Below are 23,805 nucleotides of genomic sequence, written 5' to 3'. Positions count from 1 at the left end.
TTGGCGAACCCTCCCGCCATCCCATATGCTTCTCACGTCCCCGACGCGCTGAGAAGCGCCCAGGCGGGCCGATAGCCCTCATCGTCTAGCGGCCTAGGACGCCGCCCTTTCAAGGCGGTAGCACGGGTTCGAATCCCGTTGGGGGCACCAGCGAAGACGTACAAAGACCCACTCCTCACCGGAGTGGGTTTTTTGCATGAACCCCGCTGTCTCACGCGTGCTTGCGCAGATGCGCCGTCACCTGCATGCCCACCGCCGGCGACAGCCGCCCGGGCGGTACGTCGAAGCCCAGCTCCCGGGCGAGCGTCGCGCCCCGCAGGTCGAACGCGGCCTCGGTGAGATGCGCCAGCGTGTCCACGGCGGCGCGGGTGCGGCGCAGGCCGGTGACGAAGACGGCGGCCGCGACCGGCAGCGCCGGCCACCACCACACGGCCACCGGCACGATCAGCACACCCCAGCCGGCCAGCGCGACGGCCGCGTCGAGTTCCGTGCGGGCGGTGCGCAGGGCGTTCTGCTCGGCGTCGGTCAGCACCAGCCACAGCCGGGGCCAGGCGAAGACCACGTCCAGCCGGTACCAGCCCCAGACCCGGGCGTCGACCGCGCCCAGCCGGTCCCCGGCCCAGACGGGATGGGCGGGCGGCCGCAGGGCGACAGCGTTGCGGCGGGCCGCGAGCACGTCCAGCCGGGCACTGTCGGCGGCCGACGGCCGTGCACCGACCCGGTCCAGCTCCTCCCGGTACACCTCGTCAGCCGCCGTCCACCGCGCGGCACGGGCAGCCGTACGCTGCCGCGCCAGCCGGTCGAGTCCGCGCGGCCAGGGCTCGAACCACAGCCGCTCCAGCACCGCCGCCATCCCTCGGGCGGCCAGCCCGGCGGCGGCCGACAGCAGCGGCAGCACCACGATCACGAACAGCCACACCGACGACACGCCCCGGCCGATCAGCGGACCGCCCGGCTCCAGCAGGCCGGTGAGCCGGCCCAGGTCCGCCCAGTGCACATGCCCCAGCCGGTACGCCGCCGCCGCGCCCGCCACGTACAGCAGCCCCGGCAGCACGAGCAGCGCCATCCAGCGCTCGACGTACCTGCGCCCCAACTCCACCAGTACCGCGTTCATCGCGTCAGCCGAACCGCAGCGGGCTGTCGTGCAGCGCGCACACCGGCAGATCGTCGCCGGGGCGAGGCAGCTCGGCGCGGCGGCAGGTGCCGAGCGGGCAGCGGTAGCGGCCGTGCGCGACATGCCCGGAGTGGTCGACGCCGGGCAGGTCGACCAGGCCGCCAGGGGCTCCCGCACCAGGCGCCTCGGGGGGCACCGTGCGGGCCGTCCAGGACTCCAGCAGGTCCAGCAGGCCCAGGTCCCGCAGCCGGTCGGTGACCGGTTCACCGCGCCGGGCCGCCGCCAGGGTCTCCTCCAGCGCCTGACTGTCGCCGGTCCCCGCGGCGACCGTGCGCAGCGCGGGAAGTTCCCGGCACAGCGCGCCGAGCAGCTCCGCCGTCTCCACGAAAGGCTCTCCTCCCCCAGAGAGTTGATGGACCATCATGATGCCCTGAACGCACACCGACAGCGGCGGCCGACGGGGGCGGACCATGCGGGAGGACACCGGCGAGGGCATCGGCGACGACACCGGCGGGGACATCGGCTGGGCGCGGGCGGAGCTGCTCGTCGAACGGCTCGGGCAGCGGCTGGAGTCCTTCTGGGCCCAGGGCGTCCGGGAGGCGGTGACGGCTCCGGAGGCGGTTGCCGAGGCGGACGAGCTGCGCACGTACGTGCTGCGGACCAGGGACGCGGATGGCGGCGGGCCGCTGTACGTCCTCGACCGGTCGGTCGTGGCCGCGATCGCGCATCTGCACTACGCCCGATGCCTGGTCATGGGCCCGGACAGCGCGGAGGCCGGGCCTGAGGTACAGCTGACGCTGATGCTGTTCGCGGTGGTCGCCCGGTTCACGCCGGACGAGGTGCCGGAGGAGCTGCGGCCGACGGTCGCCACGCTCCCGGCGTTCGAGGCGGAGGACGTGGAGGAGAGCGCCGAGCGCGCCCTGGAGCTGCTCGGCCGCTGGCAGAGCGCGTCGGACGGGGCCGCGCTGGAGGAGGCGATCACCCGGTGGCAGCGGCTCGGGGAGGTGCTGCCCGCATCCCACCCCGGCCGCGCCATGCTGCTGTCCAACCTGTGCGCGGGCCTGCGCTTCCGGTACACGCTGCACGGCAACGCAGCGGACGTCGAGGAGTCCGCCGACATGGGCTTCAAGGCCGTACGCCGGGCCACCCCCGACGACCCGAACCGGGGGATGTACTACACCAACCTGTCCGGAACCCTGATCCTGCGCTACGCGCTCCGCCAGGACCCGGCCGACCTGGAGGCCGCCGTCGACACCGGACGGCAGGCGGTGCGCGTCGCACCCGAACCGCACGCCCTGTTCCACTCCAACGCGGGCCTCGCACTGCTGGGGCGCTACGAGCGCCACGCGGCGACCGCAGACCTGGACGCCGCGACCGAGGAATGCCGGGCCGCCGTACGGCATGCACTGCCGGACGATCCACAGCGGCCGATGTACCTGGCCAACCTCGGACGCGCCCTGGAGAAGCGGTACGTCCGCTTCCGGCAGCCCGCGGACCTGGAGTCCGCCCTCACAGCGGCACGGCAGGCCGTGGCGGACTGCCCGCCCGCGCATCCGGGCCGCCACGGCTTCCTGCTGGCCCTCAGCCAGACCCTGCGGACCAAGGCCCAGAACACCGGAGCCGACGCCGACCTCGACGCCGCCGTGGACACCGCACGGCAGGCGGTGTCGGCCGTACCCGACGCCAGCCCCGGCCGGGGCGACACCATCTCGAACCTCAGCCTGGCCCTGCGGCTCAGATACAACCGGCGGCAGCGACAGGCGGACATCGACGAGGCCGTGACGCTCCTGCGGCACACCTCCCACGACGACAACGGCACCCACCACCTCTACAACCTGGCCCGGGTGCAGCTCGCCCGGTTCCGGCAGACCGACGACCGCGCCGACGTCGACGCCGCCATCACCGCCGCCCGACGCAGCGCCGACGCCGCCGCCGGCAGCCACGAACAGGGCGTGCCGCTCACCCTCCTCGGCGAGGCCCTGCTCGCCCGGTCGGCCCGCACGAACTCCCGCTCCGACACCGAGGAAGCGCTCACCGTCCTGACCAGGGCCCGCACCCTCCTCGACGGCTACCACCCCACCGCCATCAGCGTCTGCCTGTCCGAGCTGGGCCTCGCCCACACCCGCCGCTTCGACACCACGGCGGACCCGGCCGACCTCGACCGGGCTATCGAGATCTTCCAGGAGGCCATCCGGCACAGCCCCGACCATCCGGACCGGGTCGTCGACGAGTCCCACCTCGGCAGCTCGCTGCTGCTGCGCCACAGCCGCACCAAGTCCCCCGACGACCTCGCCGAGGCACTCGCCTGGAACCGCCGCGCCGCCGACCGGATCACGGACGTCGGTCACGAGCGCGCGGGCCAAGTGCTGTTCAACCTCGGCCGCACCCTCCAAGCCGTGTACCAGCAGAACGACGACCTCACCGCCCTCGACGAGGCGGTACGGCGCCTGGAGGAAGCCCTGCGCGCCCGGCACCGCGGCCCCGCGGAACACGCCAAGGTACTGTCCAACTTGGGAGCCGCCCTCCGGGTCCGCGCCGAGCGGCTCGGCGGCCGCACCGACCTCGACCGCGCCGTCGACCTGAGCCGCCAGGCGGTCGCGGCCCTCCCCACTGACCACCCGGAACGCGCCATCTACCTGTCCAACCTGGCGACGACCCTGCAGGCCCGCTACGGCTCGTACGGCGCCCAGCAGGACCTGGCCGACGCGGTGCGGGCCGGCCGGGAGTCCGTCGAGGCGACAGCGCCCTCGGACACCACCGCCCTCGTCGTCCACCTGACCAACCTGAGCATCGCCCTGCGCCGCCGCTACGAGTGGTCGGGCGCCCTCGACGACCTGGACGAGTCGATCGAGGTGTGCCGCACCGCCGTACGCGCACTGCCCCCCGGGCACGTCGACGAGCCCCTGCACCGCAGCAACCTCGCCGTCGCCCTCATCTCCCGGTACGGGCGCACCGGCGTGCCCGCCGACGCCGACGAGGCCGTCGACGTGGCCCGCGCGGCGGCCGACAGCGTCCCCGACGACCACCCACAACGCGCCACCCACCTGTCCAACCTGGCACTCGCCCTACGCGCCCGCTCCGACGGCCGGGACCGGTCGGCCGACGCCGACGAGGCGATCGACCGCATCCGGCACGCCATCCGCCTCTGCCCCACCGCGCACCCGCAGCGCCCCCTCCTGCTCACCAACCTCTGCACGGCGCTCCTGGCCCGCGACCGCGACGAACCGGCCGCCGTGGCCGAGGCGGCGAGCGCGGCCCGCACAGCCCTACGGGCCACCCCCGAGGATCACCCCGGACGCGCGTCGAGCCTGTCCACCCTCGGCCGGGCCCTGGTCGCCCGCGCCCGCCTGGAGGGCGACCCGGACGACCTGGCCACCGCGTTCGACCTGTTCCGCCAGTCCACCACCATCGCCACCGCCCCCGCCGCGGTCCGCTTCCGCGCCGCCCGCGCCTGGGCCATGGCCGCCACCACCGCCGGCGAGTGGCAAGAAGCCCTCGACGCCTACCGCGCCGCCATCGCCGAGCTCCCCCTGCTGGCCTGGCACGGCCTCGACCGCCGCGACCGCGTCGACGCCCTCGGCCGCGCGGCGGGCGTGGCCGGCGAAGCAGCCGCCGTCGCCCTCAACACCTGCCGCCCCCACGAAGCCCTACGCCTGCTGGAACAGGGCCGCGGCGTCCTCCTCACGCAGGCCCTGGACGCGCGCGACGACATGACCGACCTGCGAGAACAGGCCCCACACCTCGCCGACCGCATACGAGAGATCCGCGCCCTACTGGACCAACCGGCCGCGGAAACCCCGGACGCCCGCACCCAGCGAGCGGCGGCGGAAAAACGCCGAGAACTCGCCCAGGAAATGGACGACTTGGTGACCCGCGTCCGCGAGCTGCCCGGCCTGGAGGACTTCCTCCGCCTCCCCTCCCTCGAACGCCTCCAGTCCGCCGCCACACACGGCCCCGTGATCGTCGTCAACACCAGCACCGTCCGCTGCGACGCCCTCATCGTCACCCGCACCGACGTCCACACCGTCCCCCTCCCCGACCTCCACCTCACCGAGGACGACGGCCTGATCGACCGCACCGAGACCCTCCTGGACGCCTTGTCCACCCTCGGCCGCTCCCCGGCCGACGCCTGGCGCGCCCAACGCATCCTCACCCGCACCCTGGCCTGGCTCTGGGACACAGTGGCGGCCCCGATCCTGACCGCCCTACCAACCGACACCCCCACCCCCCGCCGCCTCTGGTGGTGCCCCACAGGCCTACTCACCCTCCTCCCCCTACACGCGGCAGGCCACTACACAAACGGAAAGGGCCCCTCCCTCCCCGACCACTACATCTGCTCGTACACGACAACCCTCCGAGCCCTGGCAGCCGCCCAATCCCACCCCACCCCTCCCCCCACCCCCCGCATGCTGGCCGTGGACCAGTCCGCCACCCCCGGCCTACCACCCCTCCCGCAAGCAGCAGCCGAAGTACGACAACTAGCGCACCGCATCCCCCACACCACAGTCCTCACGGGCCAGGAAGCAACCCGCGAGAAACTCCTGACCACCCTCCCCACCCACCCCTACCTGCACTTCTCCGGCCACGGCACCCAGGACCCCACCGACTCGTCCGGCGGCGCCCTCTACCTCCACGACCACGAACAGGCGGGCCCCCTCACGATCACGGACATCTCCCGCCTCCGCCTGACCGACGCCCAGCTGGCCTACCTCTCGGCCTGCGAAACCGCACGGGGCGCCGCAGCGGTCCCCGACGAGGCCGCCCACCTCGCCGGCACCCTCCAGCTGGCGGGCTTCACCCACGTGGTCGCCGCCCAGTGGGCAGTGGACGACGCCTGCGCCCTGAAAGTGGCGGACACCTTCTACGCAGGCCTGACCTCCCCCGACCACCGCATCACCCCCGACCGAGCGGCCCAGGCCCTCCACACCGCAGTCGAACGCCTGCGCCACGAGAACAGGGATCCCCTCTGGTGGGCGGCCTACGTCCACACGGGCCCCTGAGCCGGAATTAACCGGTACGGGGCACCATCCACCCTCTGATATGCTGATCCAGCGACATCGGGCACCAAGAAAGTGCAGGTCAGCCAAGGGGAAACCAATTCCCGGGCAGCTTTCTTCCACTCGTTTTGGAGACCCACCTCGCCGTGTGCGACACTGTCGTACGCAACAGCCTGGTCCTGTGGAGCAGTTTGGAGTGCTCGCCACCCTGTCAAGGTGGAGGCCGCGGGTTCAAATCCCGTCAGGACCGCTCGGGGTCACACAAACCCCGTGGCTGGGTAGCTCAGTTGGTACGAGCGTCCGCCTGAAAAGCGGAAGGTCGCCGGTTCGACCCCGGCCCCAGCCACCACAGAAACCCCCGTCGAGATCATCGACGGGGGTTTTCGCATCCCCGAGAGAGCGCCACACACCCGCACCCGCCCACGGCCCCGACCACAACCCGCACCGTAGGCGCTACAGCAACCCCCACCGGACAACCACAGGCCGCCGCAGGCACCCCGTCTCAGCCCCCGCGCCGCCGCAACGAAATCATTCGCGCCGGATTTCCCGAGGATGAGATCCTGGAACCCGTATGTCTACGCTGCCTGCCCTCGCCCCCCGCCTCACCGACCTCTCCCTGCGCGACGCGCACCGGCTCGGGCGCAGGCTCGAAGGTGCGCGGAAGATCCGTAAGCCGGAGGCTCGCGCCGCGGTACTCGCCGAGATCGAGGCGGAGATCGCGAAGGCCGAGGCCCGCATGGCCGACCGCCGGGGCCATGTACCCGCGGTCACGTACCCGCCCCAGCTGCCTGTCAGCCAGAAGAGGGACGAGATCGCCGACGCCATCCGCGATCACCAGGTCGTGATCGTCGCCGGTGAGACCGGGTCGGGTAAGACGACGCAGATCCCGAAGATCTGCCTGGAGCTCGGGCGTGGTGTCCGCGGCATGATCGGGCACACCCAGCCGCGCCGTATCGCCGCCCGTACTGTCGCCGAGCGGGTGGCGGAGGAGCTGGACACCCCCCTCGGTGAGGCCGTCGGCTGGAAGGTCCGCTTCACCGATCAGGTGAATCCGGACGCCACCTTCATCAAGCTGATGACCGACGGCATCCTGCTCGCCGAGATCCAGACCGACCGCGAGCTGCGCGCCTACGACACGATCATCATCGACGAGGCCCACGAGCGCTCCCTCAACATCGACTTCCTGCTCGGCTACCTCGCCCAGCTCCTCCCCAAGCGCCCGGACCTCAAGGTCGTCATCACCTCGGCCACCATCGACCCCGAGCGCTTCTCCCGGCACTTCGGTGACGCCCCGATCATCGAGGTCAGCGGCCGCACCTACCCCGTCGAGGTCCGCTATCGGCCGCTCCTCGAGGAGGACACCGACGACGCCGACCGCGACCAGATCACCGCGATCATCGACGCCGTGGAGGAGCTCCAGCAGGAGGGCAAGGGCGACATCCTGGTCTTCCTCTCCGGTGAGCGGGAGATCCGGGACACCGCGGACGCGCTCACCAAGAAGCAGTACCGGTTCACGGAGATCCTCCCGCTGTACGCCCGCCTGTCCCATGCCGAGCAGCACCGCGTCTTCCAGCCGCACACGGGACGCAGGATCGTTCTGGCGACCAACGTCGCCGAGACGTCCCTCACGGTCCCGGGCATCAAGTACGTCATCGACCCCGGCTTCGCCCGGATTTCCAGGTACAGCCACCGCACCAAGGTCCAGCGGCTGCCCATCGAGCCGATCTCGCAGGCCAGCGCCAATCAGCGCAAGGGCCGCTGCGGCCGTACCAGCGACGGTGTCTGCATCCGCCTGTACAGCGAGGACGACTTCCTCGCCCGCCCGGAGTTCACGGACGCGGAGATCCTCCGTACGAACCTCGCCTCTGTCATCCTGCAGATGACCGCCGCCGGCCTGGGCGACATCGAGAAGTTCCCCTTCATCGATCCGCCGGACCACCGCAACATCCGCGACGGCGTCCAACTCCTCCAGGAGCTGGGTGCGCTGGACCCCGCTCAGAAGGATCCGCGGGGGCGCCTCACGGACACCGGCCGCAAGCTCGCCCAGCTCCCGGTCGACCCGCGCCTGGCCCGTATGGTGCTGGAGGCCGACCGGAACGGCTGTGTCCGCGAGGTGATGGTGATAGCCGCCGCGCTCTCCATCCAGGACCCGCGCGAACGCCCCGCCGACAAGCAGACCCAGGCCGACCAGCAGCACGCCCGCTTCAAGGACGAGACCAGCGACTTCCTCGCCTATCTGAACCTCTGGCGCTACATCCGCGAGCAGCAACGCGAACGCGGATCGTCGTCCTTCCGCCGGATGTGCAAGCAGGAGTACCTGAACTTCCTGCGCATCCGCGAATGGCAGGACATCTACTCCCAGCTGCGCACGGTCGCCAAGCAGATGGGCATCCACCTCAACGAGGACGATGCCCCCACGGACCGCGTCCATGTCTCCCTCCTCGCCGGTCTGCTCTCGCACATCGGCATGAAGGATGTGAAGGACGGCAACAAGAACGAGTACCTGGGCGCGCGCAACGCCAAGTTCGCGATCTTCCCCGGCTCGGCGCTGTTCAAGAAGCAGCCGCGTTTCGTGATGTCCGCCGAGCTGGTCGAGACGTCCCGTCTGTGGGCCCGTGTCAACGCCAAGATCGAGCCCGAGTGGGTCGAACCCCTCGCCGAGCACCTGATCAAGCGGACGTACAGCGAGCCGCACTGGGAGAAGGACCAGGCCGCGGTGATGGCGTACGAGAAGGTCACGCTGTACGGCGTGCCGATCGTCGCCCAGCGGAAGGTGAACTACGGCCGGATCGACCCGGAAGTCTCCCGGGAGCTTTTCATTCGCAACGCGCTGGTCGAGGGTGACTGGCGCACGCACCACAAGTTCTTCGCCGACAACCGCAAACTCCTCACCGAGGTCGAGGAGTTGGAGCACCGGGCCCGGCGCCGGGACATCCTGGTCGACGACGAGACCCTGTTCGACTTCTACGAGCAGCGGGTCCCCGAACATGTGGTCTCCGGGGCCCACTTCGACTCCTGGTGGAAGCGCAAGCGGCAAGAGCAGCCCGACTTCCTCGACTTCGAGCGGGAGATGCTGATCCGCGAGTCGGCGGAGGCCGTCACGAAGGCGGACTATCCGGACTCGTGGCGGCAGGGTGCGCTCAAGTTCAGGGTGACGTACCAGTTCGAGCCGGGCGCGGACGCCGACGGCGTGACCGTCCATATCCCGCTCCAGGTCCTGAACCAGGTCACGGAGGAGGGCTTCGACTGGCAGATCCCGGGTCTGCGGGAGGAACTGGTCACGGAGCTCATCCGCTCCCTCCCGAAGCCGATTCGCCGCAACTACGTACCCGCGCCGAACTTCGCGAAGCGCTTCCTGGACACGGCCGTTCCCCTCCAGGAGCCCCTCACCTCCACCATGGCCCGTGAGCTGAAGCGGATGGTGGGCGTGCCCTTCACCGCCGACGACTTCGACTGGTCGAAGGTCCCCGACCACCTGCGGATCACCTTCCGGATCGTCGACGAGCGGCGCCGCAAGCTGGCCGAGGACAAGGATCTGGAGGCGCTGAAACTCCAGCTGAAGCCGAAGGCCCGCAAGGCCCTCTCGCAGGCCGCAGCCGCCACCGCGGAGCGCAGGGGTGGCGAGTCCGTCGAGCGCAAGGGCCTGACCGACTGGACCATCGGCACCCTCACCCGCGTCTTCGAGACCCGCCGCGCCGGCCAGCCGGTGAAGGCGTACCCGGCGCTCGTCGACGACGGCGACACGGTCTCCGTGCGCCTCTTCGACACGGAGGCGGAGCAGGCGGAGGCCATGTGGAAGGGCACGCGTCGCCTCATCCTGCGCAACATCCCGGTCAATCCGGCGAAGTTCGCGTCCGAGAAGCTCACGAACCCCCAGAAGCTCGCACTCTCGGCCAACCCGCACGGCTCGATCCAGGCCCTGTTCGACGACTGTGCGACGGCGGCGGCGGACAAGCTGATCGCGGACTTCGGGGGGCCGGCGTGGGACGAGGAGTCGTACCGCAAGCTCTACGACAAGGTGCGCGCCGAGATCGTCGACACGACGGTGCGTACGGTGGGCCAGGTGCAGCAGGTCCTCGCGGCCTGGCAGGCCTGTGAGCGCCGTCTGAAGGCCGTACGCAGCCCTGCGCTGCTGCCGAACCTCCAGGACGTGCGCAAGCAGCTGGACGCCCTTGTGAAGCCGGGCTTCGTCACGGAGACGGGTCTGAGCCGTGTGCCGCATCTGATGCGCTACCTGGTGGCCGCGGACCGGCGCCTGCAGCAGATGCCGACGAGCGTGCAGCGGGACACCACGCGCATGGAGAAGGTCCACGAGATGCAGGACGAGTACGCGTGGCTGCTGGAGCAGATGCCCAAGGGCCGCCCGATCCCGGCCGCCGTCCTGGACATCCGCTGGATGATCGAGGAGCTCCGGGTCAGCTACTTCGCGCACGCGCTGGGCACGGCGTACCCGGTGTCGGACAAGCGGATCGTGAAGGCGATCGACGCGGCTGTCCCGTAACGGCTCCTGCACACTAAGTGAGTTCGACCCGGCGCCCACGCTCCTGTACAGTCTCTTCTCGCAGCGCAACGCACGAATGGCGCCGCGAAACCTGGTCCTGTGGAGCAGTTTGGAGTGCTCGCCACCCTGTCAAGGTGGAGGCCGCGGGTTCAAATCCCGTCAGGACCGCACAGATCGAGTGAGGCCCGCACCCGTCAGGGAACGCGGGCCTCACTCATGACCACACCCCACACCGCGCGCCAGCCTGTCAAGGCGGAGGCCGCGCCCGCGGCGCAGCCGCAATCGAACACAGCAAATCCCGTCAGGACCGCATCAGTAAGGAGCCCGGGTTCTTCGGAACCCGGGCTCTTTCGTATGCGATCCACCCCGGGCTCTGTCGTGTGCGCTCTACGCCGCCTTGACGGCGTCACATTCGGTCGGTACTCAGAAACCAGGGCAACCCGCCCGGAGGGCCCCCGGAGGTGGCGTATGGCGGCATCGGCGAGGCATGAGACGCGGGCGTTGCTGCGTGCGCATCTGTCGGCCGCGTCGTCTTACCGGCATCTCACCCGGCACTGCCCGGTCTGCCATCGCCTGCTGCGGCTCGCCCTGGACGCCCCCGAGGAGGGCGTCAAGGAGGAGCGTCCCCCCTCCGGCGCATACCCCCAGCCGTGACCCCATGGCCCCAACTCCCTTACCGCACATACGCCAGAGGCAACAAGCACCCTGGCATGTGACGGGAGTCACCGCATGAGTTTCTGAAACGGCGGTACTTACCCATCCCCTACAACCGGTCAATTTAATATGTGCAATTGCACCACCCCGGGGAGCCCCTCACAGCAGCTCCGGCATCCCTCCCCAGACTCCGACAAGCCCGCCCACAGCCCGGCCATCCTGCGCACAAAAAAGATCGCGCTGGACCCGGCGGAGTCCAGCGCGATCGACGACGCACCCTGTCAGTTGCCTGTAGAGCTCGGGCGAGGGCCCTGTTGGGGCAGAACCCGCGTCGGTGGAGCTTGGTTTCGGACGCCTCGGCCAGTTGGGGGACCAGCCGGTTTGTCCGGTTATTCAGTTGTTCAGGCCTCGCTGCGCTGCTGCGGGATGCCCGCGAGCAGAGCGCGGACCTCGGCCTCGCGGTAGCGGCGGTGCCCGCCGAGCGTGCGGATGGAAGTGAGCTTGCCGGCCTTCGCCCACCGCGTGACCGTCTTCGGGTCGACGCGGAACATCGTGGCGACCTCAGCCGGGGTCAGCAGCGGCTCGGCATCAGGGGTGCGAGCGGTCATGAGCGGCCTCCTCGGGAGAACCGAACCTTCTCGGTTCTTTCCTCTAAATTCTGCACCTTGACCCGCGTTGCCCGAAATGGCGGACGCGAGTCGAGTCGGTTATAGGACGAACGGCTTGTCCTCGGCACTACAACTACACCATCTGTCCAGCCGCGTCGGCCAAACCGATGGAATTGCCCTCCCAGGTGTTCATCAGCGACGGATGCCGATGGACCATGCCATAGCGGACAGTCACGCCACTGTGACGATCAGTCACAGGGCAATCAGGAGCCACGAGACCCCCCAAAGCGTGCAATGCGGAGAATCCGCCCATAGTTGAGCACATAGGGACGGACGGAGTCCTCCCCGGACTCCTTGTCCTATTTTGGCATGAGGACGGGCAAGGACCGCAAGAGACGTGTACGTGCGCTCCATCACGCATGTCGCATGCGTCACACACTTGACACATACGCCCAGATCGGGCTCTAGGTCCGTTGTTGACGCCCCGTAAGGTTCGTAAGGTACGTCACAGAACAGTACGTCAGTTCGCCGAACGCAGGTCCCGCACCGACCGCCAGCGCTCCACCAGCCGCCCGTACGCCTCGCCCGCCGCGACCCCGTCGCCGATGCGCAGCGCCTCGATCCCCTCGGCCACGTCGGCCGCCGAGTGGTCGCCCTCCAGGTCACCGGCCGACAGGGCGTGCACCAGCCCGCCGTAGTCCAGCTCCACCTGCGAGCGCGGATGGAACTCCTCCAGCCACCGCCCGACGTCCACCAGCCCGTCGATCAGCGGCCCCTCGTCCATCGCGTTCCTGAGCGTGCGCAGGGCGCGGGCCACCCGGCGCCGGGCCTGCACCATGGGCGTGCGGTAGCGCAGCACCGGCGCGGCGTCGTCGGGGGCGCCGGAGCCCTTGTCGTACTCCCGCTCCTCGTCGGAGACCAGGACGAACCAGTTCAGCGGCACCTGCCAGGTCGCCGTGCGGATCCAGGGGCGGGCGTCGGGGTTGCCGGCCAGCCAGCGCTCGTAGTCCTGGGTCGCCTGGTGGCGCACCAGCGGGGGCAGCACGGCGTCCAGGAGCGGCGGCGGGAGTTCCTCGGCGAGGTCGCCGAGCGCCTGCCAGCCGCGCAGCCGGGTCCGCCAGGGGCAGATGTGGACCACCCCGTGGGCCTCCAGCACAAAGGCGTCACGGCTCTCGTGCACCGGCACCGGCACGGGCGGCGTGGGCAGCAAGTCGGCCAGGGAGCGGCGGAGTTCGTCCTGATACGAAGGGCGGTCCGGGCGGCGCGCGTAGCGCGCCCAGTGGTCGCGCTCCCGCTCGGGGAAGGCGGCCAGCGGCTCGTACACGCGCAGATACGCCGCATACGGAACGATCACCGAGGACACCTTGGGCACGCCTGCTCCCTCCCCCGCCGCCTGCCGGGGAAACCTGCGGAACCCGCCCACAAACGCGCGGGAAAACTATGCAAATCGTCGCACGGACGTACTCCGTGCGGAGGTGATCCTGAGCACTGCCCGTCCGCGGGGCTCCGGAGGCTCTAATCTCATGCTCACAGGCCCCGCCACCCGCACGGAGCCTCGTCCATCGCCGTTTCTTACCTCAGGAGTCACCACCGTGACCGACGTAACCGGCGCACCTGCTGATGTACTGCACACCCTGTTCCACTCGGACCAGGGCGGTCATGAGCAGGTCGTGCTCTGCCAGGACCGCGCGAGCGGCCTGAAGGCCGTGATCGCCATCCACTCCACCGCCCTCGGCCCCGCGCTCGGCGGCACGCGCTTCTACCCGTACGCCAACGAGGCCGAGGCCCTCGCCGACGCGCTCAACCTCGCGCGCGGGATGTCGTACAAGAACGCCATGGCCGGGCTGGACCACGGCGGCGGCAAGGCCGTGATCATCGGCGACCCCGAGCGGATCAAGACGGAGGAGCTGCTGCTGGCCTACGGCCGGTTCGTGGCCTCGCTCGGCGGCCGGTACGTCACCGCCTGCGACGTCGGTACGTACGTCGCCGACATGGACGTCGTGGCCCGCGAGTGCCGCTGGACCACCGGGCGGTCCCCCGAGAACGGCGGCGCCGGTGACTCCTCCGTGCTCACCGCCTTCGGCGTCTACCAGGGCATGCGCGCCTCCGCCCAGCACCTGTGGGGCGACCCGTCGCTGCGTGGCCGCCGGGTCGGCATCGCCGGCGTCGGCAAGGTCGGTCACCACCTGGTGGAGCACCTGATGGCGGAGGGCGCCGAGGTGTTCGTCACGGATGTCCGCGAGGAAGCCGTACGCCGGGTCACCGACCAGCACCCGAGCGTCACGGCGGTCGCCGACACCGACGCGCTGATCCGCGTCGAGGGCCTCGACATCTACGCGCCGTGCGCGCTCGGCGGGGCGCTGAACGACTACTCCGTTCCGGTGCTGACCGCGCGGGTGGTGTGCGGCGCGGCCAACAACCAGCTCGCCCATCCGGGTGTCGAGAAGGACCTCGCCGACCGTGGGATCCTCTACGCGCCCGACTACGTGGTGAACGCCGGCGGCGTCATCCAGGTGGCCGACGAACTGCACGGTTTCGACTTCGACCGGTGCAAGGCGAAGGCGGCCAAGATCTACGACACCACGCTGGCCATATTCGCACGTGCGAAGGACGATGGGATTCCGCCGGCCGCCGCGGCCGACCGGATCGCCGAGCAGCGGATGGCGGAGGCTCGCGCGGCGCGCGGATGGTGACGTTCCGCGTGGCTCATCCGTGGGTATGAGCGGTACCTGCCGGTGGACGGTTGGAGAGAACTCTCACTTCGACCGGCGGGTCGTCCGCCAATAAGTGGTTAAAATCGCCACTGACCAGCGAGGACGGGGCGCCTCAAAGGTTCTGGGCACACGCGCGTGCTGCGGGCGACGTACCGTATGGGCGCGGGCTCAGGTACCGTGGAAGCCCTACGGACCGGTCTCTCCACGGAGAGCCCGTTCCGGATCATGAACGCGTGTCAAGACTCTGGGGCCGTCGAGCCCCGTCGTTGAGGGGGTCGAGCCATGGGGCGCGGCCGGGCCAAGGCCAAGCAGACGAAGGTCGCCCGCCAGCTGAAGTACAACAGCGGTGGGACGGACCTCTCACGCCTGGCCGAGGAGCTGGGCGCATCGACGTCGAACACGTCACCGAACACGAACGGTGACCGATTCGAGGACGATGAGCACGACGACGACCTGTACGCACGGTACGCCGACCTCTATGAGGACGACGACGAGGACGAGGACGACGACTCCTCGCGCCACCGTCGCGGCGCTTGACCTTGCACTGAACAGCAACCCGGTCGGTGACCTCGGTCACCGACCGGGTTCTGTGCTGCCCGCAGGGCGTCAGCTGCTGTAGTCACCCACCAGGGCCGCGCCCGTCGTGTGCTCGCCCCGGTCGGTGATCTCACCGGCGACCCATGCGTCGACCCCGCGGTCAGCGAGTGTCGCCAGGGCCACCTCGGTGGACTCCCCGGGGACGATCGCGATCATGCCGACGCCCATGTTGAGGGTCTTCTCCAGCTCCAGGCGTTCGACGTCACCCGTCCTGCCGACGAGGTCGAAGACCGGCGCCGGGGTCCAGGTGGAGCGGTCGACGATCGCGTGCAGGTCGTCCGGGATGACGCGGGCCAGGTTGGCCGCGAGTCCACCACCGGTGATGTGGCTGAAGGCGTGCACCTCGGTGGTGCGGGTGAGCGCGAGGCAGTCCAGCGAGTAGATCTTCGTCGGCTCCAGCAGTTCCTCGCCGAGGGTGCGGCCGAGGTCCTCGATGTGGGCGTCGAGGGACAGGCCCGCCTGGTTCAGCAGGACGTGCCGGACCAGCGAGTACCCGTTCGAGTGAAGACCGGAGGACGCCATGGCGATGACCGCGTCACCCGTTCGGATGCGATTCGCGCCGAGCAGCCGGTCGGCCTCCACCACGCCCGTACCGGCGCCGGCGACGTCGAAGTCGTCCTCGCCCAGCAGCCCGGGGTGCTCGGCGGTCTCACCGCCCACCAGGGCGCAGCCGGCCAGTACACAGCCCTCGGCGATGCCCTTGACGATGGCGGCGACCCGCTCGGGGTGGACCTTGCCGACGCAGATGTAGTCGGTCATGAACAGCGGCTCGGCGCCGCACACCACGATGTCGTCCATGACCATCGCGACCAGGTCGTGGCCGATGGTGTCGTACACACCCATCTGGCGGGCGATGTCGACCTTGGTGCCGACGCCGTCCGTGGCGGAGGCGAGCAGGGGACGCTCGTAGCGCTTGAGGGCGGAGGCGTCGAAGAGGCCGGCGAAGCCGCCGAGGCCGCCGAGGACCTCGGGGCGCTGCGTCTTCTTCACCCACTCCTTCATCAGCTCGACCGCGCGGTCGCCCGCTTCGATGTCGACGCCCGCAGCTGCGTAGCTGGCACCAGTTGTCTCAGACATGGCGATGAGAACCTTCGTGTCGTACGGCAGGTGTGACGGGCGCCTACGGGCGGCGGATCGCGTCCGTGGCAGCCGTGGCGGCGGGACCGGCCGCCAGCTCGGTCTCCAGGAGCTGCTTGCCCAGCAGCTCGGGGTCCGGGAGCTCCATCGGGTACTCCCCGTCGAAGCAGGCGCGGCACAGGTTCGGCTTGGCGATGGTGGTCGCCTCGATCATGCCGTCGATGGAGATGTACGCCAGGGAGTCGGCGCCGAGCGAGGTGCCGATCTCGTCGATGGTCATGCCGTTGGCGATGAGCTCGGCGCGGGTGGCGAAGTCGATGCCGAAGAAGCAGGGCCACTTCACCGGGGGAGAGGAAATCCGGATGTGGACCTCCGCCGCTCCCGCCTCGCGGAGCATGCGTACCAGGGCGCGCTGGGTGTTGCCGCGGACGATCGAGTCGTCGACGACGACCAGCCGCTTGCCCTTGATGACTTCCTTCAGCGGGTTCAGCTTCAGGCGGATGCCGAGCTGGCGGATGGTCTGGGAGGGCTGGATGAACGTACGGCCGACGTAGGCGTTCTTCACCAGACCCGCACCGAACGGGATACCGGAGGCCTCGGCGTAGCCGATGGCGGCCGGGGTGCCGGATTCCGGGGTCGGTATCACCAGGTCGGCCTCGACGGGGGCCTCCTTGGCGAGGCGGCGGCCCATCTCGACGCGGGAGAGGTAGACGTTCCGGCCGGCGATGTCGGTGTCGGGGCGGGCCAGGTACACGTACTCGAAGACACAGCCCTTGGGCTTCGCGTCCGCGAATCGGGAGGTACGCAGGCCGTTCTCGTCGATGGCGAGGAACTCGCCCGGCTCCACCTCGCGCACGAAGCTGGCGCCGACGATGTCGAGGGCGGCGGTCTCGGAGGCGACGACCCAGCCGCGCTCCAGGCGGCCCAGGACCAGCGGGCGGATGCCCTGCGGGTCGCGGGCGGCGTACAGGGTGTGCTCGTCCATGAAGGCGAGGCTGAAAGCTCCCCTGACCTGCGGCAGCACGACCGGGGCGGCTTCCTCGACGGTCAGCGGCTTGCCGTCGGCGTCGACCTGGGCGGCCAGCAGGGCCGTCAGCAGGTCGGTGTCGTTGGTGGCGGCGACCCGGGTGCTACGGCCGTCCTGCTTGGGCAGGTCGGCGACCATCTCGGCGAGCTGGGCCGTGTTGACCAGGTTGCCGTTGTGGCCGAGCGCGATGGAACCGTGCGCGGTGGCGCGGAACGTCGGCTGGGCGTTCTCCCACACCGAGGCACCGGTGGTGGAGTAGCGGGCGTGACCGACCGCGATGTGTCCCTGCAGGGAGCCGAGCGAGGTCTCGTCGAAGACCTGCGAGACCAGGCCCATGTCCTTGAAGACGAGGATCTGGGAGCCGTTGCTGACCGCGATTCCCGCGGATTCCTGGCCCCGATGCTGGAGGGCGTAGAGCCCGAAGTACGTGAGCTTTGCGACCTCTTCGCCCGGAGCCCAGACACCGAAGACGCCACACGCGTCCTGGGGGCCTTTTTCGCCGGGAAGCAGATCGTGATTGAGTCGACCGTCACCACGTGGCACGCCACCGAGTGTAGGCGAGGTCGACCACTGGTCCGAATTGGGGATGGCTGGTGGTAAGGGATCACTGCTCGGCGGTCGCGGTCACCGTGTCGCCGTTTTCGCTGGTCAGCGTGAGGGTGCGGTGCTCCAGGCGGTAGCTCACGGTGCCGTCGAAGAGGCTCAGGAGACGCCTTTCGGCTGTCATGAGTGAGGCTTCGCACATCATGCGCGTGGTGGACGCGGGGCCGAGGGTGATGCGGTCGTCGCGGACGGTCGCCTCGGCGTTGAACTTGTTGCAGGTGAGGCGGCCTGCGACGGTGCCCGTGGCCTTGTCGAAGGTGAGGTGCGCCTTGCCCTCGGCGCCCTTGGGGAGGGGCTCGGCGACGCCGTCCGGGCCGCCCTTGCCGAGGGTGGTGACCGTCCACTTCGTCCCGTACAGCGGGGCCGGCTGCTCCTCCGTCAGGCGGACGGTGTCGCCCGCGTCGGTGGTGAGGGTCAGGCGGTCGCCGCTGACCTGGGTCTTCAGCGGGCCGTCGGCGAGGGTGCGGGCGAGGTTCTCCTCGAACGCCATGGGCTTCTCCTCGCAGGCCATCTCGGTCACCGTCGCGTCGCCGAGCCGGACGCGGTCGCCGTCGAAGGAGGCCTGCGCGCTGAAGTGGTTGCAGCCGTAGTTGCCCTGGGCCTTGCCGCTGTCGTCGATCGTGACGTGCGCGTCGGTGGGGGCGGCGTGCTGCGTGCCGTCGACGGTGACGCTGTCGACGGTCCAGTGGACGCCCGTGACGGGCTTGCTGACGTCGGCCGTCGTACTGCCCGCCTGCTCGCTGCCGCAGGCGGCGGCGAGAGGGACGAGCGCGAGGGCCGCGGTGAGGGTGATGCGCTGCTTCTGCCTGTACATGCCGATTCGACGGGGCAGGTGGGGTGGTTGGTTCCCCCCTCAGGCCATGAGTGGAAGGAGATTGTCCAGATCGGCCCGCTCCCCGCTGGCGCTCACCTTGGCCTGGGCGACGGCGTCCGTCCAGGCAAGGCGGCCGGTCGCGAGCCGCAGCCAGGTCAGCGGGTCGGTCTCGACGACGTTGGGCGGGGTACCCCGGGTGTGCCTCGGCCCCTCGACGCACTGCACCACGGCGTACGGCGGGATCCGCACCTCGGTCGAACCGCCGGGGGCCTTGGCGGCGAGCGCGTCGGCGAGCAGCCGGGTCGCCGCGGCGAGGGCCTGCCGGTCGTACGGGATCTCCAGCCCCGGCACGGCGGCGTTCAGGTCGTCGGTGTGGACGACCAGCTCGACGGTGCGGGTGACGACGTAGTCGGCCAGGGGAAGCGCGCCGGCGCTGGTGGGGAGCAGCCGGGTGCCCGGGTGGGCGTCGAGGTCGGCGAGGAAACGCCGCTCGATGTCGGCGAGGTGCGCGTCGAGGTCGGGGTGCTGGTCGGCCAGGTGGCGGGCGGTGTCGGCGATGGCGGGGGCGTCGGCTGCGATGGCGGAGGGCCAGTCGAGCAGCTGGGCGTCCTGCCGCACGGGCTCGGGCTCACCGAGCAACCTGCTCACGGCCGCGAGGGCCATCCCGGTGTGCGCGACGAGATCCCGTACGGTCCAGTCGCCCAGGCGGGTGGGCAGGGCGAGCTGCTCGGGCGTGAGGACGCGGACGGCCTGTCGCACATTGCCGAACTGGGCCAGCACGGCAGCGCGGGTCTTGACGGGGTCATAGCTGCGGGCGCGCTTCTTGGCCGGGGGCATGGCGGTGAGCCTAATCGGCACGGAAGGTGCTGGACGCCGCCTTCTCCATCTCGGCGATCATCAAGCGGTCGTATCCGAGGACAACGCGGGTGGTACGCGGGAGTCGACGTGAAGGCCCCGCCCTGACAGCGGGCGGGGCCTTCACGGTCGTGTCGAAGGGATTCAGGCGAGCAGAGCCGGAATCGTGCCCTCGTGTGCCTCGCGCAGTTCCTGCAGGGAGAGTGCGAACTCGCCCTGTACGTCCACCGAGTCGCCGTCGACGACGCCGATGCGGGTGGCCGGGAGGCCGCGGGCACCGCACATGTCGTTGAAGCGGACCTCCTCCGAGCGCGGGACGGCGACGATCGCGCGGCCGGCCGACTCGGAGAAGAGGAAGGTGAACGCGTCCAGGCCGTCGGGGACCACCAGGCGGGCGCCCTTGTCGCCGAGCAGGGCCGACTCGACGACCGCCTGGATGAGGCCGCCGTCCGACAGGTCGTGCGCGGAGTCGATCATGCCGTCGCGGGAGGCGGAGATCAGGATCTCGGCCAGCAGGCGCTCGCGCTCCAGGTCGACCTCGGGCGGCAGGCCGCCGAGGTGGTCGTGGACGACCTGGGACCAGGCCGAGCCGCCGAACTCCTCGCGGGTGTCGCCGAGGAGGTAGAGCAGCTGCCCGTCCTCCTGGAAGCCGACCGGCGTGCGGCGCGCCACGTCGTCGATCACGCCGAGGACCGCGACGACCGGCGTCGGGTGGATCGCGGCCTCGCCCGTCTGGTTGTAGAGCGAGACGTTGCCGCCGGTCACCGGCGTGCCGAGCTGCTGGCAGGCGTCCGCCAGACCGCGCACGGCCTCCGCGAACTGCCACATCACCGCCGGGTCCTCGGGCGAGCCGAAGTTCAGGCAGTCGGAGACCGCGAGCGGCTTCGCGCCGGTCGTGGCCACGTTCCGGTAGGCCTCCGCGAGGGCCAGCTGCGCGCCCTTGTACGGGTCGAGCTTGGCGTACCGGCCGTTGCCGTCCGTCGCGATGGCGACGCCCAGGCCGGTCTTCTCGTCGATCCGGATCATGCCGGAGTCCTCGGGCTGGGCGAGGACGGTGTTGCCCTGCACGAAGTGGTCGTACTGCGAGGTGATCCACTTCTTCGACGCCTGGTTCGGGGACGCCACCAGCTGCAGGACCTGCTCCTTCAGCTCCTTGGCGGTCTCCGGGCGCGGCAGCTTGCCCGCGTCGTCGGCCTGGAGGGCGTCCTGCCAGGACGGGCGGGCGTACGGGCGCTCGTACGTCGGGCCCTCGTGGGCGACGGTGCGCGGGTCGACGTCGACGATCTTCTCGCCGTGCCAGAAGATCTCCAGGCGGTCGCCGTCGGTCACCTCACCGATGACCGTGGCGATGACGTCCCACTTCTCGCAGATCTGAAGGAAGCGGTCGACCTTGCCCGGCTCGACGACCGCGCACATCCGTTCCTGCGACTCACTCATCAGGATCTCCTCGGGGGAGAGAGTGGAGTCGCGCAGGGGTACGTCGTCGAGGACGACGGTCATGCCGCCGGAGCCGTTGGAGGCCAGCTCGGACGTCGCGCAGGACAGGCCCGCCGCGCCCAGGTCCTGGATGCCGACGACCAGCTTCTCGGCGAACGCCTCCAGGGTGCACTCGATGAGGAGCTTCTCCTGGAAGGGGTCGCCGACTTGGACGGCGGGGCGCTTCGAGGGCTTTGCGTCGTCGAAGGTCTCCGACGCGAGGATCGACGCGCCGCCGATGCCGTCGCCGCCGGTCCGGGCGCCGTACAGGATGACCTTGTTGCCCGCGCCGGACGCCTTCGCGAGGTGGATGTCCTCGTGCCGCATCACGCCCACGCAACCGGCGTTGACCAGCGGGTTGCCCTGGTAGCAGGCGTCGAAGACGACCTCGCCGCCGATGTTGGGCAGGCCCAGGCAGTTGCCGTAGCCGCCGATACCGGCGACGACGCCGGGCAGGACGCGCTTGGTGTCGGGGTGGTCGGGGGCGCCGAAGCGTAGCGGGTCGACCACCGCGACCGGGCGGGCGCCCATCGCGATGATGTCGCGGACGATGCCGCCGACACCCGTGGCCGCGCCCTGGTAGGGCTCGACGTACGACGGGTGGTTGTGCGACTCGACCTTGAAGGTGACCGCGTAGCCCTGGCCGACGTCCACGACACCGGCGTTCTCGCCGATGCCGACGAGCAGGGCGTCGGACTGGGGTGCCTTCTCGCCGAACTGGCGGAGGTGGACCTTGGAGGACTTGTAGCTGCAGTGCTCGGACCACATGACCGAGTACATGGCGAGCTCGGCGCCGGTCGGCCGGCGGCCGAGGATCTCGACGATCCGCTCGTACTCGTCCTTCTTCAGGCCGAGTTCGGCCCAGGGCAGCGCGACGTCGGGGGTCGCGGCCGCGTGCTCGACCGTGTCCAGAGGCGTCCTGCTCATGCGTTGACCAGCTTCTTGAGGATCGAGGTGAAGAAGGGGAGGCCGTCGGTGCGGCCGGTGCCGATCAGCGGCTCCACGGCGTGCTCCGGGTGCGGCATCAGGCCTACGACGTTGCCGGCCTCGTTGGTGATGCCGGCGATGTCCCGCAGCGAGCCGTTCGGGTTGAAGTCCAGGTAGCGGAAGACGACCCGGCCCTCCGCCTCCAGCATGTCCAGGGTGCGCGCGTCGGCGACGTACCGCCCGTCCATGTTCTTCAGCGGGATGTGGATCTCCTGACCGGCGACGAAGTCGCTGGTGAAGGCGGTGTTGGCGCTCTCCACCCGGAGCTTTTGGTCGCGGCAGATGAAGTGCAGGTGGTCGTTGCCGAGCATCGCGCCGGGCAGCAGATGGGCCTCGGTGAGGATCTGGAAGCCGTTGCAGATGCCGAGGACCGGCAGTCCGGCCTTCGCCTGCTCGATCAGCGGCTCCATCACCGGCGAGAAGCGGGCGATGGCACCGGCGCGCAGATAGTCGCCGTAGGAGAAGCCTCCGCACAGCACCACGGCGTCGACCTGCTTGAGGTCCTTGTCCTTGTGCCACAGGGCGACGGGTTCGGCGCCGGCGATACGGATCGCGCGCTGCGTGTCCCGGTCGTCGAGGCTGCCCGGGAAAGTGACGACGCCAATACGAGCGGTCACTTCGCGGCCTCCGTGACTTCCTCCACCTTGACGGTGAAGTCCTCGATCACGGTGTTGGCGAGGAAGGATTCCGCGAGCTCATGGATGCGGGTGAGCGCGGCCTCGTCGACCGGTCCGTCCACTTCCAGTTCGAATCGCTTTCCCTGACGTACGTCGGAGATGCCGTCGAAACCGAGGCGCGGCAGTGCGCGCTGCACCGCCTGGCCCTGGGGGTCGAGGATCTCCGGCTTGAGCATGACGTCGACTACGACGCGTGCCACTGGCACTCCCGGTGTGTGGTGCTGAGCAGGTTCCTTCAGACTACCCGCACAAAATTTCTACGCGGGTAGAGTTGTAGGAAGCTACGGATCGATGGTCACGGTCAGGCATCGACGGGGCGTGTTCACGAAAAGTTCCAGGAAAGATCCGAGATCCACCCGCGGGAGCTATTGCCCCCGGACACGCGGAGAGATTTAGTCGGGCTTCACAATGCTTTGCCGGGCACTGTACAAATGAATTGGCAATAGCCGACACTCGGCACGTCATCGCAGCTGAGCTGGATAGACGGCCGTACGAAGGGACCGATATTCGTGGCGCAGAAGGTCGTGGTCACTCTCTTTGACGACATCGACGGCTCGGAAGCGGCGGAAACGATCGCCTTCGGACTCGACGGCAAGTCGTACGAGATCGACCTGAATGAAGCCAATGCCAAGAAACTGCGTAAGGCGCTCGCGCCGTACGTGGAGGCCGGCCGCAAGCGGTCGAAGTCGGGCAAGGCCTACCGGCAGACGGAGGTCGCCCCCGATCCGGCGGCCGTACGGGCCTGGGCGCAGGCCAACAAGATGGATGTGCCCGCGCGGGGCCGCATCCCCAAGAAGGTCTACGAGGCGTTCGCCGCGGCCCAGTGAGCCTCGGTCGACGGTCGCTCATGCGTCCCTCGGAGCAACCGACTTGCACAGCACCCCCGGTGATCAGCTAGAGTCTGGAGCACGCCGAGGGGCGGGGCCGGAAAAGCCCAGCTCACGGAGTCATGCGGGTGTAGTTCAGTAGTAGAACATCCCCCTTCCAGGGGGAAGGCGCAGTGTGCGATTCCTGTCACCCGCTCCAGCATCGTCGTACCAACCACTCTTGTGGATCAGGTAGGCTGGTGCTCGCACCGGTCAGTGAAAGCTGATCGGGAGCAAT

The 23,805-nt window shown here is 69.9% G+C and carries 17 protein-coding genes and 5 tRNA genes; 11 read left to right on the top strand and 11 right to left on the bottom strand.

Features of this window, described 5'->3' with window-relative positions; translation table 11 throughout:
- The first annotated feature begins 74 nt into the window (after positions 1-74).
- Positions 75-150 (top strand) — tRNA-Glu (locus tag SSP24_RS29575).
- Positions 151-211: 61 nt separating this feature from the next.
- On the opposite strand, the gene SSP24_RS29570 is transcribed toward SSP24_RS29575, so the two are convergent.
- Positions 212-1,114, bottom strand: a complete 903-nt coding sequence (locus SSP24_RS29570) for a hypothetical protein (protein ID WP_141312928.1) — start codon at positions 1,112-1,114, stop codon at positions 212-214.
- 4 nt (positions 1,115-1,118) lie between these two features.
- Complete coding sequence (locus SSP24_RS29565; RefSeq protein WP_141312926.1) at positions 1,119-1,499, bottom strand: hypothetical protein; 381 nt, start codon at positions 1,497-1,499, stop codon at positions 1,119-1,121.
- A gap of 85 nt (positions 1,500-1,584) precedes the next feature.
- On the opposite strand from SSP24_RS29565, the gene SSP24_RS29560 reads away from it, so the two are divergent.
- The 6 genes from SSP24_RS29560 (at position 1,585) to SSP24_RS29535 (ending at position 11,266) form a co-directional block, all read left to right on the top strand.
- Positions 1,585-6,114, top strand: a complete 4,530-nt coding sequence (locus SSP24_RS29560) for a CHAT domain-containing protein (protein WP_141312924.1) — start codon at positions 1,585-1,587, stop codon at positions 6,112-6,114.
- 172 nt (positions 6,115-6,286) lie between these two features.
- Positions 6,287-6,361, top strand: a tRNA-Asp gene (locus tag SSP24_RS29555).
- Positions 6,362-6,383: 22 nt separating this feature from the next.
- Positions 6,384-6,460: transfer RNA gene (locus SSP24_RS29550), tRNA-Phe, on the top strand.
- Positions 6,461-6,682: 222 nt separating this feature from the next.
- On the top strand, positions 6,683-10,612 hold the full coding sequence (hrpA, locus tag SSP24_RS29545; RefSeq protein ID WP_141312922.1) for an ATP-dependent RNA helicase HrpA: 3,930 nt from the start codon (positions 6,683-6,685) through the stop codon (positions 10,610-10,612).
- 93 nt (positions 10,613-10,705) lie between these two features.
- Positions 10,706-10,780 (top strand) — tRNA-Asp (locus SSP24_RS29540).
- 300 nt (positions 10,781-11,080) lie between these two features.
- Complete coding sequence (locus SSP24_RS29535; RefSeq protein WP_141312920.1) at positions 11,081-11,266, top strand: DUF6274 family protein; 186 nt, start codon at positions 11,081-11,083, stop codon at positions 11,264-11,266.
- A 401-nt stretch (positions 11,267-11,667) separates the two neighbouring features.
- Here the strand turns inward: SSP24_RS29535 and bldC are convergent, their stop codons facing one another.
- Positions 11,668-11,874 (bottom strand): developmental transcriptional regulator BldC, encoded by a 207-nt coding sequence (gene bldC / locus SSP24_RS29530; protein WP_003949541.1) that lies wholly within the window; start codon positions 11,872-11,874, stop codon positions 11,668-11,670.
- Positions 11,875-12,394: 520 nt separating this feature from the next.
- Positions 12,395-13,246 (bottom strand): DUF8083 family protein, encoded by an 852-nt coding sequence (locus tag SSP24_RS29525; protein WP_141312918.1) that lies wholly within the window; start codon positions 13,244-13,246, stop codon positions 12,395-12,397.
- A 220-nt stretch (positions 13,247-13,466) separates the two neighbouring features.
- Here SSP24_RS29525 and SSP24_RS29520 point away from each other — a divergent pair, with 220 nt between their 5' ends.
- Together SSP24_RS29520 and SSP24_RS29515 are read left to right on the top strand one after the other, a co-directional pair.
- Positions 13,467-14,567, top strand: a complete 1,101-nt coding sequence (locus tag SSP24_RS29520; RefSeq protein WP_141312916.1) for a Leu/Phe/Val dehydrogenase — start codon at positions 13,467-13,469, stop codon at positions 14,565-14,567.
- 303 nt (positions 14,568-14,870) lie between these two features.
- A complete protein-coding gene (locus tag SSP24_RS29515) occupies positions 14,871-15,125 on the top strand; it encodes a DUF3073 domain-containing protein (protein ID WP_141312914.1) in 255 nt (84 codons plus the stop codon).
- A 69-nt stretch (positions 15,126-15,194) separates the two neighbouring features.
- Here SSP24_RS29515 and purM read toward each other — a convergent pair whose 3' ends face one another.
- The 7 genes from purM to purS all read right to left on the bottom strand — a co-directional run bounded on the left by purM (position 15,195) and on the right by purS (position 22,901).
- Positions 15,195-16,262 (bottom strand): phosphoribosylformylglycinamidine cyclo-ligase, encoded by a 1,068-nt coding sequence (gene purM, locus SSP24_RS29510; RefSeq protein ID WP_141312913.1) that lies wholly within the window; start codon positions 16,260-16,262, stop codon positions 15,195-15,197.
- Between the two features lie 43 nt (positions 16,263-16,305).
- Entirely contained in the window at positions 16,306-17,832 is a 1,527-nt protein-coding gene (gene purF, locus SSP24_RS29505) for an amidophosphoribosyltransferase (protein ID WP_141312911.1), read from the bottom strand.
- A 61-nt stretch (positions 17,833-17,893) separates the two neighbouring features.
- A complete protein-coding gene (locus SSP24_RS29500) occupies positions 17,894-18,706 on the bottom strand; it encodes an META domain-containing protein (protein WP_141312909.1) in 813 nt (270 codons plus the stop codon).
- A 39-nt stretch (positions 18,707-18,745) separates the two neighbouring features.
- Positions 18,746-19,543, bottom strand: coding sequence for a maleylpyruvate isomerase family mycothiol-dependent enzyme (locus tag SSP24_RS29495; protein WP_141312907.1), 798 nt, complete (start codon positions 19,541-19,543; stop codon positions 18,746-18,748).
- Between the two features lie 162 nt (positions 19,544-19,705).
- Positions 19,706-21,964 carry a phosphoribosylformylglycinamidine synthase subunit PurL gene (purL, locus tag SSP24_RS29490; protein WP_141312906.1) on the bottom strand — a complete coding sequence of 753 codons (2,259 nt, stop codon included), beginning with the start codon at positions 21,962-21,964 and terminating at the stop codon, positions 19,706-19,708.
- Positions 21,961-22,641: a phosphoribosylformylglycinamidine synthase subunit PurQ gene (gene purQ / locus SSP24_RS29485; protein ID WP_141312904.1), complete on the bottom strand. Its 681-nt coding sequence runs from the start codon at positions 22,639-22,641 to the stop codon at positions 21,961-21,963. The genes purL and purQ overlap by 4 nt, the downstream gene beginning before the upstream one ends.
- The gene (gene purS / locus SSP24_RS29480; protein ID WP_141312902.1) at positions 22,638-22,901 is read right to left on the bottom strand and encodes a phosphoribosylformylglycinamidine synthase subunit PurS; all 264 of its coding nucleotides are present in this window, start codon (positions 22,899-22,901) and stop codon (positions 22,638-22,640) included. The genes purQ and purS overlap by 4 nt, the downstream gene beginning before the upstream one ends.
- A 309-nt stretch (positions 22,902-23,210) precedes the next feature.
- Between purS and SSP24_RS29475 the strand changes: the two genes are divergently transcribed.
- The gene (locus SSP24_RS29475; RefSeq protein WP_141312900.1) at positions 23,211-23,528 is read left to right on the top strand and encodes a histone-like nucleoid-structuring protein Lsr2; all 318 of its coding nucleotides are present in this window, start codon (positions 23,211-23,213) and stop codon (positions 23,526-23,528) included.
- A gap of 124 nt (positions 23,529-23,652) precedes the next feature.
- A tRNA-Gly gene (locus SSP24_RS29470) sits at positions 23,653-23,727 on the top strand.
- Positions 23,728-23,805: the final 78 nt, after the last annotated feature.

Origin of the sequence: Streptomyces spinoverrucosus, assembly GCF_006539505.1 — a bacterium.
Lineage (GTDB): Bacteria > Actinomycetota > Actinomycetes > Streptomycetales > Streptomycetaceae > Streptomyces > Streptomyces spinoverrucosus.
Note: the sequence above shows the minus strand (reverse complement) of the source record. Positions and strands in the feature narration are given on the sequence as shown.